Raw genomic sequence first — 11,642 nt, forward strand, 5'->3', positions numbered from 1 at the left:
GTCACCACCTCCTGCCGGTGGCGCTCTGTCGGCGCAGCACCTCGAACATTGCCTCGAACAGCTCGACGTAGTCGACGGAGTCGCGATCCCGGAACCGGTTGGCCGGGTCGGTACGGCTCGCGTAGACCTGTTGCAACGTGCCCAGGAACATGCCCATGCTCAGCTGGCGGACGAGCGGCGAGCTCTGCAACTGCGTCATGGCACCCTCGGCGATGTCGGGCCTGGCGGCGTCCGCCCCCGGCCAAGCGTGCACCACCTTGTCGGTCTCATCGGCTTCCAGGTAGCGCAAACTCACCCGGACGGGAGGTCTCGGTCGCCCGTCCGGTGGCGGTGGGCCGTGTCCGGCCGACGAGTATTCCAGGAAGGTGACCACCCCGGGGCTGGTTTGGGCACGGACGCGCTCCAGTTCCGGCATCGGCAGATCCGGTTGCAGCGCGGGCGGGATGATCAGGAAGTAGGGGCGGTTCTTGTCCGTGCGGTGCAATGTGCCCAACCGGCCGTAGGCGGCGGTGAGGTCGGTGCCGGGGTCGGACAGGTCCCGCGTCCAGCCCTCCATCTGGAACTCGTGCAGCCGCACGGTGATCAGCTGCGCGAGGTGCGCGAGGCGGTTGTCCACGGTCGGCGGCGCGGAGCCGTCGGACGGGCCAAGGTACGGGTTCTCGGAGAAGTCGAACACGTGCACGCGCTCGTCGCCGCCGAGCTTTTCCCGCAACCAACCGGCACATCGATGCAGCAGGGTGGATTTCCCGCACCGCTCCGGTCCGTCGACCACGACCACCAACCCGGCCGCGCACCGGCTCTCCGCATTTGCCAGCGCGGCCTTGAACCGGTCGAAACCGTCGGCGTGGCCGCCGAAATCGCTGTACGGGTAGGGGCCGAGGTCCCGTTCCGCCGGATCCCACGGCCGGGGCGGGCGCGCGGGATCGAATTCGCGTCCGGGCAGCACGTAGGGGTTCCGCACCGGAGGCATGAGACCGGTCACGACGCGACCTCGGCCGTGTTCGCGCGCAATTCGCCACGCCGGGCCCACGGGCGTTCCACGGCGGCGGCGAGCGCGGCCACATCCCGTTCCAGCTCGACCAGGGCCGTGCCGACGCGGTCGGTCTCGGCGCGGGTCCAGTCGGTGAACACCCGCGGCCCCAACGGGCCCGCGAGCCGGGTGAGCAGGTCGTTCGCCGTGGAGTGCGGGTGCAGGCGGGCGACCAGGCGCAGCTCGGTGGACAGTTCCGCGTGCCGTTGCAGTACCGCCGCGTCCGACGGGTACCGGTTGCCGCGGCCGGAGTCGCCGACGAAGAGCCGGGCGGCGACGGCGAACTGGGTCGTCGCCGTGCGAAGGACCTGGCCCTGCCTGCGGGCGCGGACCGCGTACTCGCGCAGCGCGGCCGAGCCGTAGCCGATCACCGCGCCTACCAGCACGTTCAGCGCGGCCAGGAGCGTGGTGGTCCAGTCGTCGGGGGAGGTGTCGGTGGGGCGGATCGCGGCGCAGGCGCGGTCGAAGTCGTCGGGGTGGCGCTCGCGCCAGGTGGACATGTCGACCGAGGCGCCGTTGTCGAGCACATGGGTGGGGTTCCCCGGATCGGGTTGGGCGACGCGCAGGGTGACGGCCGACCGGGCCAGGTCGCCGAGCTGGGCGGGGGACAGGCAGGCGACCAGGTCGCGGTCCGCGTCCGCGTCCGCGTCCGGGGCGGCGGCGCACGCGGTGAGCAGCAGTGGGGCGGTGACCAGCACGATGGCCAGGACGCCGGACGGCGACAGCCCGCCGGACCCCGTGAGCCCCATCGCTCTCACCCTTCCCGCCCCGCCGGTCACAGCCTGCCGGCGCGGACATGATCATGCTACGGCCAAGCGGCTACGCCGTGCGGCCGGTAGGGGATTCCCGCCATCGCGGCGAGTGCGCAGAGTTGACCGGGTCATCCCATGACCGCGCGCGAGCGGGAATTCCGGCCTCGGCTTTCTTTTGTGACACACAATCGGTGACCCGAACAGGACTTTCGGCGGTTCGGACTAGTCCGCCCAGCGGTACCCGAACGATGGTCGGCATACCACCATCCCGGCGGAGGGAGCACGGACACGGGGGATGAGATGGTGGATTTCTTCACCGAATGGCACCGGAGAATCGACGTCAACAGCACGCTCGCGGTCGCGGCCTACGAACGCGAGATACCGGATTTCCGGCGGGTGGCGACCAATCCGGGAGTCCGCGCGGGCATGCTGGACATCGCGCGGTACCTGCGACAGCGCACGATCGCGCTGGTACCCGAGGAACGCCCGTTCACCGGCGCGGACCTGGATTTCCTCGCCGGGGTCGGGTGGGAGCGGGGAAGCAAGGCGGTCTCGTTGGCCGCGCAACGCCAAGTGCTGCAACTGCACACGGCGCTGGTGATGCGCGAGGTGCACGAGATCGCGCGACCCGCCGATGTGGACCCGGTGATGAGCGCGCTGCGCTGGCTGCCACGGCTCGGCGCCCGCTCGCACGTCGCCTACACCACCGGCTACCTGCACGGCCTGGCCGACGCGCTGCCCGCGGTGGACCGGGTGGGCATGCTGGTGCGGGCACTGCTCGCGGACGACCCGATGGCCGTGGACATGGCCGACGCGCTGGCCATGCGCCCGTCGGTGCGGTGCGTGGTCGTGGCGGTCCGGGTGCCGCGGGCCGGGGACTCGCCGCGCGCGGAGATGATCGCGGATCTGCTGGGGGCGCACTGGGTTCCGGTCGCGTGGACCGCTCCGGACGAGGTCGTCGCGGTGGTCGCGGACGAGGAACGGGCGATGCAGGTGGCGCACGACCTCGGCGACCGGCTCGACCTGCCGTGCGCGGCCGGGGCCGCTCGCGGTGAGGTCGGCGCGTTGACGGCCGCGGTGGCCGAGGCCCGTGAGGTGTGCCGGGCCGCGCCGGTCCTCGCCCGACCGCCGGTGGCGCACTTCCGGGCGGACCTGTTCGCCGAGGTCGCGGCCGCGCGGGTCGCCCCGGTGGATGCCTGGCTGCGTGAGGTGGCGGCCCGGCTCGCGGCGGGGCCGGACCTCGTGGTCACAGTGGACACCTTCTACCGCAACGACATGTCCCGGTTGCGCACCGCCGCCGTGTTGGGTGTGCACCCGCGCACGTTGGACTATCGGCTGCGCCGCGTCCACGAACTCACCGACCTGGAGCCGACTTCGGTGCGCGGTGTGCGCATCCTCAGCACTGCGGCGGCCAGATCCTTATCCGGTGCGTGGACATGACCGATTTGTTCGACAGATTCCGCCGTGCGGCCGCGGCCAACGGGCGGCTGGTGGTGGATACGTGTTCGGCCGAGCTGCCGGAATACGCGGCCACGATCGCGCGGGACCGGGACCAGGAGCGGATGCTGGAGTTCGCGGTGTTCATCCGCCGCCGGACAGCCGACCTCGCGCAGGTCGACGAGCCGTTGACCGCCGCAGATCTCGCCGTGGTGACCGAGATCGGCCGGGAAAGAGGTGACCGGGGCATGCCGCACTCGGTCTTGCCCCGGGTGTTGGCGGTGCACGCGGCGGCGACTTTTCGGGAGATCGAGACGGCCGCTGGTGGTGGTGACCTCACCGAGACCATCCAGTTGCTGGGGTGGCTGAGTACACAATCGACCATCGCCCAACGCGCGTACACCTCGGGCTTTCTGCAGGGACAGCAGCGATTCCTGTCCGAGGCAGGGCGGGCCCGGCAGTTCGCGGACCAGGCGCTCGCGGGGGAACCGGCGGCAGATCTCGGATTCCCGTTGGCGGGGGCGCAACGGGTGATCGTGGTGGCATCGGTCTCGTCGGTCTCGCTGGAGGTGGTCTGGAACCAGCACCGGGTGCCGGTGACCCGGGCCGCGTCGGGTGAGGTGGTCGTGCTGTTGCCCGCCGAGCAGGAGACGCGGGGCCTGACGGAGACCCTCGGGCGGGTGCCCATGGGGACGGCTGTCGGTGCGGTGGAGAACCTGCCGGAGACGTATGCGCTGGCCCGGGGGATCTGCCGGGTGGCGCGGACGCCCGGTCACCTGTCGACGGTCGGTGACGTGCTGTTGGAACTCGCCGTGGCGGACCTGCCGGAGCTGACGGGGTGGCTGGACGGCATCGCGGGCAGGCTGGTCGGGGGCGCGGACCTGCTGTCCACACTGGATGCCTTCTACCAGGCTGATCTGGACCGTGCTCGCGCCGCCGGGGCCCTGCACATCCATCCGCGCACACTGGACTATCGGCTCCGCAAGGTCCGGGAACTGACCGGTGTCGACCCTCGTTCGACTCACGGTATCCGCGTGCTGACCACGGTGATCGGCCGAGCCCCGGAGGTCTCCGGCCAGCGGTCCCACCCTGGACCGAGCCGAAATCCATGATCGAGGTCGGCGGGCCCGTGGGTACAGTCCCCGGACTATGAAGTCGCTGGTCCAGTTCGCGCGGCAGGCGCTGACGCCCTCGGCGTTCGTCGCCGGGCTGATCTCGGTGTTGGCGGGTACGACCAGTTCGGTGGCGATCGTGTTCGCCGCGGCCAAGGCGGCGGGGGCGACGTCCGCCGAGCTGGCGTCGTGGATGCTCGCGCTGGGGCTGGGTATCGGGGTGACGTGTATCGGGTTGTCGCTGCGGTATCGGACGCCGGTGGTGGTGGCCTGGTCGACGCCGGGGGCGGCGGTGTTGGTCACCGGGTTGGTCGGGGCGACGATGGCGCAGGCCGTCGGGGCGTTCCTGGTGTCCGCGGCGTTGATCACGCTGAGTGGGGTCACCGGCTGGTTCGCGCGGGTCATGGACCGGATCCCGATGCCGTTGGCGGCCGGGCTGCTCGCCGGGATCCTCGTGCAGTTCGGCATGGGGTTGTTCAGCGCGATGCACGGCAGTTTCGCCGTGGTGTTCCCCATGTTCGCGATCTACCTGCCGGGCCGCCGGTGGTTCCCCCGCTACGCCGTCCTCGCGGCCCTGGTCGTGGGGATCGTCGCGGCCGCGGTGACCGGGGCGATCCAGCCGCACGAGGTGGATCTGGCGTTCGCGGTGCCGGTGTTCACCATGCCCGAGTTCTCCTGGCAGGTGATCCTCGGTGCCGGGCTGCCGTTGTTCGCGGTGACCATGGCGTCGCAGAACCTCGCCGGGGTGGCGGTGCTGCGCAACGACGGGTACCGGGTCCCGGTGTCGCCGTTGATCGGGTGGACCGGTGCCGCCAACTTCGTGCTCGCGCCGTTCGGCTGTTACGGGATCAACCTCGCGGCCATCACCGCGGCCATCTGCACCGGCAGCCAGGCGCATGAGGACCCGGACCGGCGCTACATCGCGGCGGTGTGGTCCGGGGTGTTCTTTCTGTTGCTCGGCGCGTTCGGCGGCACGGTGAGCGACCTGCTCGCGGCGCTGCCGATGTCGCTGATCGCCGGGATCGGCGGCCTTGGCCTGCTCGGCACCGTCATCAACTCGCTCACCTCGGCGCTCGCGGAGGAGCGCTGGCGGGAGTCGGCGGTGGTCGCGTTCCTGGCGACCGCGTCCGGGGTGACGCTGCTGGGGATCGGGTCGGCCTTCTGGGGGCTGCTCGCAGGTGTGCTCACCGCTCTCGTGACCCGCGGCAGGCGGCCGGTGGCACCCATGGTCGAGGACAGCCGGTCGGTCGCCTGAACGGGGGACGGGGCTCAGCTGTGATCCGCCGTCGCCGAATGACAGGAGCGAGCCGATCACTCTGGGCGACCGGTTAAGGTCGGATGCACGCCGACGCCGGGGGTGTCTTGTCGGTCGGATACGCCGAGAGGATGTCGCGGGCGCCGCCATGAGCGATTTGGTCATCTCGATTGTGCTGTGCGTCGCGGTCGCGGTCATCTACGCGTTCGCCGCCCTCATCCAGTCCCGGCACGGGCACCGGACCGTGCGCGAGCTGACGCGGATGCCGGTGTGGTGGGTCGCGCAGGTCCTCAACGCGGCGGGGGCCGCGCTGCACGTGTGGTCGCTCGGGTTCGGGCCGCTGTCGCTGATCCAGCCGCTCGGGGTGCTCACGCTGGTCATCGCGGTGCCGCTGGCCGCGGCGAGCGCCCGGCGGCGGGTCACCGCGCAGGAGCTGGTCGGCATGGGGGCCACCGTGGTCGGGCTGGCCGGGCTCACGATGATCATCGCCACCGCGGGCCACGCGGACACCCTGACCAGCGACGAGTTGACCTGGCTGCTGGTCGCGGGCGGCGCGGTGCTGGTCGCGCTGATCGTGCGCGGGCACCGGCCAGGGGCCTCCGCGCTGTGGGAGGCGACCGCGGGCGGGCTCGCCTACTCGGTGTGCTCGGCGCTGTGCCAGACCGTGGTCCTGCACGTCGACCAGGAGGGCGCGGGCGTGCTGCTCCGCCCGGACACGATCGTGGCCATGGTGGCCATCGTCGCGCTGGCGATCACCGCCACCGTCGTCACCCAACGCTCCTACCGCGACGGCCTTGGCGCGCCGCTGGCCGTGACCAACCTGGTCAACCCCGCCAGCGCCACCGCCATCGGCGTGCTGTTCCTGGGCGAGAGCCTGGCCGCCACCCAGCTTCAGGTCGTACTCGCGCTCGCCTGCGCGGCCACCGCCGCCTTCGGGGTCACCCAGCTGGCCCGCGCCCGCGACGCCGAGCGCGCGCCGGTGCTCGCGGCTGTGCATTAGACCGGGATCGGGTGAATCTCGGCCCCTGACGCCGTCCACATGGGCAAGACGGCGCGGGGCTCGTCAGGTGATCGTGTCCTGCGTGCTGCGGGCGAGCGGCGCGGGGAGCACGAGGAGACGAGCACATGGCAGGCGATGTCAACCTCAACGAACAGGCGATGACGAGAGCGGCGCACTCCGGGCAGGGCGTCGCGCACGAGTACGGGCCCCGGGTGGTGGTCGCGGAGGTCGCGGCGGACCAAGTGGACGCCGCCGGGGTGGACGCTTTCGATGTGGACGGCGCGGAGCTGGACGAGGTCGGCGCGCTGGGTCTGGCCGCGTTCCGGTTACGCGAGTCCGAGGAGTACGCGGCGGCGAAGGCGGCCCGGCCGTTGGACGGGGTGAACTGGGGCGATGGTGAGCCGCCGGACGCCCCTGAGGCGGAGGTCCGCACCGCGGACGTCGACGCGGCCGCGTTGTCCGCCCGGCTCACCGGCCGGGTCGCGGTCGGCGTGGTGATCGTGGCCGGGCCCGGGGACCTGGCGTTCAGCGCGGACGAGCGCACCAAGGTCGTGGCCGAGGTGCAGAACGGCCTGAGCTGGTTGGGCGCGCAGAGTTCGCCGGACGGGATCACCTGGGCCTACGACATCCACACCGTGACGCTGACCGTCCAGCCCGACCCGAACACCGGGGTCGACGCCCTGGAGGGGGTCTGGCGCGACCCGGCGCTGGCCGCCCTCGGGTTCGGCGCGGGCCTGTCCGGCGCGGCGGCCTACGCCGGGAAGCTGCGCCAGGACCTGAACACCGACTGGGCCTACGTCGCGTTCTTCACCAAGTACCCGGTCCGGCACTTCGGCTACGCCTCGATCGGCGGCCCGCGCCTGGTGATCCAGTACGCCAACGACGGCTGGGGCCCGGACAACATCGACCGCGTGTTCGCCCACGAGACCGGCCACATCTTCGGCGCCCCCGACGAGTACGCGTCCAGCGGCTGCGACTGCGGTGGCTCCTGGGGCTACTTCGGCAAGCCCAACACCAACTGCGAGAACTGCGCGACCGGCGGCGGCGAGCCGTGCCTGATGAAGGCGAACACCTGGGCGATGTGCCCGCAGACCCCCTACCATCTGGGCTTCCCGCAGGGCCAGCGCTACTCCGGCGTGTTCACCGCGGGCACCGGCGGCCACGGCCTGTGGGTCGGCGCCGACTGGTCGCACTTCGTGGCGAAGTGGCGCGACTGGAGTGCGGGCGGGCTGCGCCTGGACGAGCTGGAGATCAGCCGACCGGGCGGCCAGTTCCGCTACTCGGGCGTGTTCAGCGCCGGGACCGGCGGTTACGGCCTGTGGGCGCTGGTCGACTGGAACAGCTTCGTGGCCAAGTGGCAGGAATGGAGCGCCGCGGGCCTGCGGCTGGTCGACCTCGACATCACCGAGGTCGACGGCCAACTCCGCTACTCGGGTGTGTATCGCGCGGGCAGCGGCGGCTACGGCCTGTGGGTGAACGCCGACTGGTCCAGCTTCGTCGCGAAGTGGCAGGACTGGAGCAGCCAGGGCTTGCGCCTCGACGACCTCACCATCACCAATGTCAACGGCCAGCTCCGTTACTCGGGTGTGTTCAACGCGGGCAGTGGTGGCTATGGCCTGTGGGCGTTGGCCGACTGGAACAGCTTTGTGACGAAGTGGAAGGAATGGAGCGCGTCCGGGTTGCGGTTGGTCGATCTCGACATCACCGATGTCGGCGGTCAGCTCCGTTATTCCGGGGTGTTTCGTGCGGGTTCGGGTGGCTATGGGCTGTGGGTCAACACGGCCTGGACGAGTTTCCTGTCGAAATGGCAGGACTGGAGCGCGAACGGTCTGCGACTGGTCGACTTCGACATCACACCGACCGGGATCGAACCGTTCAGCGAACTCGACACGGGTTCCTCGGTGGAGGTCGCCGGGGAACTGGCGGAACACGCGCCGACCGGGTTCGGCTTCCACTCGGTGTCGCTGACGTCCATCGACGAGGACGCCGTGCACAACGCCCTCGACGACGTGCAGGACGAGAGCGCGCCGGGGGAGGGGTATCTGGCGCAGGAGGTGGGGCAGGGGGACCGCTCGGCTCCCGACGACCTGGTCCTCCCGGTCACCTCACCCGCGGGCGTGGGCGGCATGTCCGCAGGCTGACCCGCTTGGCGCTTGCCGGGGGGAGACTTGCCTTCCCCGGCAAGCGCTCAGGTGAAGAAAGGCGGTGCCGAGGGGGTTTTCGCGTGGTCGAGGCGGAGCCGGATCGAGGGGTGGATCGCGTCGTCGAGGTCGTTGAGCTCGGTCTTGGTCAGCCAGCGGGCTTCTTTGCTCTCGCTGCTGGTGCGGAGCTCCCCGCCGATCGCGGTGGCGCGGAAGCAGATCGAGAACTCCTGGCGGACCTCGCCGTCGGTGTAGGCGACGACGTGGTGGGGGTTGCTGTAGATGCCGATCAGGCCGGTGACCTCGATGTCGATGCCGGTTTCCTCCTTGACCTCGCGCACGGTCGTCTCGGTCATGGTCTCGCCGAGTTCGTGGGTGCCGCCCGGGATGGAGTACAGGTTGTTGTCGGTGCGACGGATCATGAGGACGCGTTCCTGGTCGTCTTCGACGTAGGCGCTGCACGCGATGGCGATGCTGTTCGGGTGGGGGGCGTTCGGGTCGTTGAGGTAGTCCGTGCGGGCCAAGAGGTCTCCCTAGAACTCGGCGGTGGTCGAGAGGTTCCAGACGGCCTCGAAGCTCTCGGAGTAGGTCTCGAAGAGGTCGCCAGCGGTGAGACGACGCAGGTGGAGGCTGGGGGCGTGCGCGCCCTGGAAGCCGTAGACGTGGGTGTTGACGATCATCTCGTCGTCGAAGCGGAAGATGCTGTTGTAAAGGGTCGTACGGTGGAAACGCATCTCCACCCCGGATACCCCGATCAGCGGTCGGTAGAACGCCAGGGCGTTCCGGATGCGGGCCGCGAGGGTGCCGTCGCCCAGTTGTTCCTCCTCGCCCCGGCTCGCCACCTCAGGGCCTGCCGGGTCGCCGAACAGCAGCCGGACCCGGGTGCCGCTCGCGGCCTTGGCGGCCAACTGCTTGACGAATTCGGGGCGTTCCACCAGGAACAATGCCGCGTGCATCAGCAGGTCTACGTGTTCGATCGCGTCGCCGATGACCCGGTCCCACAGTTCGACGGGCACGGTGTTGCGGTGTGGGTAGACCTTGACCACCTCGGAGCAGGCGATCTCGGCCTTGCGCTCGGGTGCCACCGCGTCCGGCCATAGGTAGTTCTCCGTTTCCCGGACCAGGGCGGCGATGGTGTGCCGGTGCCTGGGGTAGGGGAGACGTCCCTTGGTGATCCACCGCTCGACAGTCTTGGGGTCCACGCCGGTGGCCTTGGAGACCCTGTCCAGGTCGAGGCCGTTGCGGAGCAGCGAGTCCCGGAGGCGTTCGTTGTGCACATCCACTCCTTCGGACGTGTAGGGACGTCTTTGTCTTACGTCAGGACGTCTTCGAACGTCCCGCCATGCGGTGCGCCCGTCCTCCCTTGAGGTCGAAAGTCAGGCATGTCAGGAGCTTGGCGGGAGTCTGGCCAGGAGGAACGACTCATGGTTTCGGTGGACGAGTGGCACTGATTCTACCGGCACAGCTCGGCAATCTACGGGCTGGTTGCGGAACGCGACAAGGGACATCCGAACGAAGTCCGGTATTGAATGAAACGTGAGCAGGATAGAGCGGATATCAACGCTTTATCGGTTTGTGGCATGTCGCTGTCGTCAGGCGATCAGTTCTTGTTCGAGTGCGGTCCGTCCCCGGGCGCGGGCCGACAACCGGACGTCGCCCAGGACGGATACCCACCGCTCGGCTGCCTGTGCCACCGCTGCCTCGGCGGCCGAGTCGACGTCCTCCAGGAATCGCCAGACGATCTCGCCGTCGGCTCGCTGGGCCCATCCGCCGACGACCTGGCCGTTCCACCACAGTGTCGGGCCCGCGTTTCCGAACTTGTCGAACAATCGGGTCGCGTGTGCCCCGAGGTACCAGTCGCGGCGTTGCCAGCCCATCGTGGTCGGGTCCAGGGCGGGGAGGAGCGCGGCCCACGGTTCCAGGGCTGGTGGCTCGTCCTCGTCGGCGGTCAGCAGCACACCGACGCCCTCGTCCAGTTCGACCTCCGCGATGTCCACAGCGGACAGCGCGCGCCGGGTCTGGGTCTTGGTCCACCCCGTCCACCATTGCAGGTCGTCCGGCAGTGCGGGGCCGAAGGCGTGCAGCCAGCGGCGGGCCAGTTCGGCCTCGGCCTTCGGCTGGTCCCAGTCCTCCAGCCCGTCCGGGAGCCACGACCGCAGGGGCGACCATCGGTACTGGTGGGACGTCCAGGAGCCCCGCGGCCGGGCGCGCACCACGTGTCCCTCGGCGGCGAGCAGGAACAGCAGTCTGCTCGCGATGTTCTGTCTGCCCTCGTAGTCCTTGCCCTGGGACAGGACGACCTGGGTGGACAGTCGGGGGTGGTCGGTGGCCAGGTCGGCGGCGGTCGTCTCGCCGCGGGCGCGGAGTGCGGCCAGGGCCACCTCGCCCGTCTCGGCCAGCCAGGTCGGCGGGTCGGGGACGACGCCGTCCAGCATCTTCTCCAGCTTGCGCCGCTCCCGGGCCGCCACGCCGAGTGAACACCCGGCCTGGATGAGCGAGGCGTTCGAGTGGGACGCGACGAACACGGTCCGGCGCATGCCGAGCAGGCGGATGAGCGCGCGGTCGGTGTAGAGGGCGTCGCCGATGGCGGAGATGTCACCGCCTGTCATGCGGGCCAGGGCGGAGAGGTGGACCGAGGTCGGGTCCGTCCCGTGCAGGGCCACCACGGCGTCCGCCGCCGTCACCGGGTCGGCCGCCCTGGTCTCGGCCGCCAGCCGATGGCGGTGGCCGAGCCGTGCCCGCCGTGCGGCGGTACCGATGTGGCGCACGATGACACTCCGCTTCGGGTCGGGGGCGGGCTCGCGCACCATAACGCCCGGCACCGACAGTCGGCGGGACATGGGCGGTCGAACGACACCGTCGGTCGTCGTGGGCCGGGTGGGGGACGAATAGGTGGACGAATTCCCCGCGAGACC

10 protein-coding genes are annotated in these 11,642 nt (G+C 70.5%); 5 read left to right on the plus strand and 5 right to left on the minus strand.

Annotation, left to right across the window (positions count from 1 at the left end):
• Nucleotide 1: 1 nt before the first annotated feature.
• Entirely contained in the window at nt 2-961 is a 960-nt protein-coding gene (locus C503_RS0103805; protein WP_156892942.1) for a P-loop NTPase family protein, read from the minus strand.
• Nucleotides 962-978: 17 nt separating this feature from the next.
• The gene (locus C503_RS0103810) at nt 979-1,779 is read right to left on the minus strand and encodes a hypothetical protein (protein WP_018680879.1); all 801 of its coding nucleotides are present in this window, start codon (nt 1,777-1,779) and stop codon (nt 979-981) included.
• Nucleotides 1,780-2,085: 306 nt separating this feature from the next.
• Here C503_RS0103810 and C503_RS0103815 point away from each other — a divergent pair, with 306 nt between their 5' ends.
• From C503_RS0103815 to C503_RS46640, 5 genes are all read left to right on the plus strand, one after another.
• Nucleotides 2,086-3,222, plus strand: coding sequence for a helix-turn-helix domain-containing protein (locus C503_RS0103815; protein ID WP_156892943.1), 1,137 nt, complete (start codon nt 2,086-2,088; stop codon nt 3,220-3,222).
• Nucleotides 3,219-4,331: a PucR family transcriptional regulator gene (locus C503_RS47210; protein ID WP_018680881.1), complete on the plus strand. Its 1,113-nt coding sequence runs from the start codon at nt 3,219-3,221 to the stop codon at nt 4,329-4,331. The genes C503_RS0103815 and C503_RS47210 overlap by 4 nt, the downstream gene beginning before the upstream one ends.
• A 37-nt stretch (nt 4,332-4,368) precedes the next feature.
• Complete coding sequence (locus tag C503_RS0103825; RefSeq protein ID WP_018680882.1) at nt 4,369-5,586, plus strand: benzoate/H(+) symporter BenE family transporter; 1,218 nt, start codon at nt 4,369-4,371, stop codon at nt 5,584-5,586.
• 148 nt (nt 5,587-5,734) lie between these two features.
• Entirely contained in the window at nt 5,735-6,586 is an 852-nt protein-coding gene (locus C503_RS37760) for a DMT family protein (RefSeq protein WP_018680883.1), read from the plus strand.
• Between the two features lie 125 nt (nt 6,587-6,711).
• The gene (locus C503_RS46640) at nt 6,712-8,727 is read left to right on the plus strand and encodes a zinc metalloprotease (RefSeq protein WP_018680884.1); all 2,016 of its coding nucleotides are present in this window, start codon (nt 6,712-6,714) and stop codon (nt 8,725-8,727) included.
• Between the two features lie 47 nt (nt 8,728-8,774).
• On the opposite strand, the gene C503_RS0103840 is transcribed toward C503_RS46640, so the two are convergent.
• The 3 genes from C503_RS0103840 to C503_RS0103850 all read right to left on the minus strand — a co-directional run bounded on the left by C503_RS0103840 (nt 8,775) and on the right by C503_RS0103850 (nt 11,537).
• Nucleotides 8,775-9,251, minus strand: coding sequence for an NUDIX hydrolase (locus C503_RS0103840; RefSeq protein WP_018680885.1), 477 nt, complete (start codon nt 9,249-9,251; stop codon nt 8,775-8,777).
• Between the two features lie 9 nt (nt 9,252-9,260).
• Entirely contained in the window at nt 9,261-10,004 is a 744-nt protein-coding gene (locus C503_RS0103845) for a DUF5919 domain-containing protein (protein WP_018680886.1), read from the minus strand.
• Nucleotides 10,005-10,319: 315 nt separating this feature from the next.
• A complete protein-coding gene (locus C503_RS0103850) occupies nt 10,320-11,537 on the minus strand; it encodes a winged helix DNA-binding domain-containing protein (RefSeq protein WP_018680887.1) in 1,218 nt (405 codons plus the stop codon).
• Between the last annotated feature and the right edge of the window lie 105 nt (nt 11,538-11,642).

Origin of the sequence: Actinokineospora enzanensis DSM 44649, assembly GCF_000374445.1 — a bacterium.
GTDB lineage: Bacteria > Actinomycetota > Actinomycetes > Mycobacteriales > Pseudonocardiaceae > Actinokineospora > Actinokineospora enzanensis.

Bases quoted from the DNA above. Each gene is read 5' to 3' on its own strand.
- C503_RS0103810 (WP_018680879.1), bottom strand. From the start codon at position 1,779: ATGGGGCTCACGGGGTCCGGCGGGCTGTCGCCGTCCGGCGTCCTGGCC.
- C503_RS47210 (WP_018680881.1), top strand. From the start codon at position 3,219: ATGACCGATTTGTTCGACAGATTCCGCCGTGCGGCCGCGGCCAACGGG.
- C503_RS0103825 (WP_018680882.1), top strand. From the start codon at position 4,369: ATGAAGTCGCTGGTCCAGTTCGCGCGGCAGGCGCTGACGCCCTCGGCG.
- C503_RS37760 (WP_018680883.1), top strand. From the start codon at position 5,735: ATGAGCGATTTGGTCATCTCGATTGTGCTGTGCGTCGCGGTCGCGGTC.
- C503_RS46640 (WP_018680884.1), top strand. From the start codon at position 6,712: ATGGCAGGCGATGTCAACCTCAACGAACAGGCGATGACGAGAGCGGCG.
- C503_RS0103850 (WP_018680887.1), bottom strand. From the start codon at position 11,537: ATGGTGCGCGAGCCCGCCCCCGACCCGAAGCGGAGTGTCATCGTGCGC.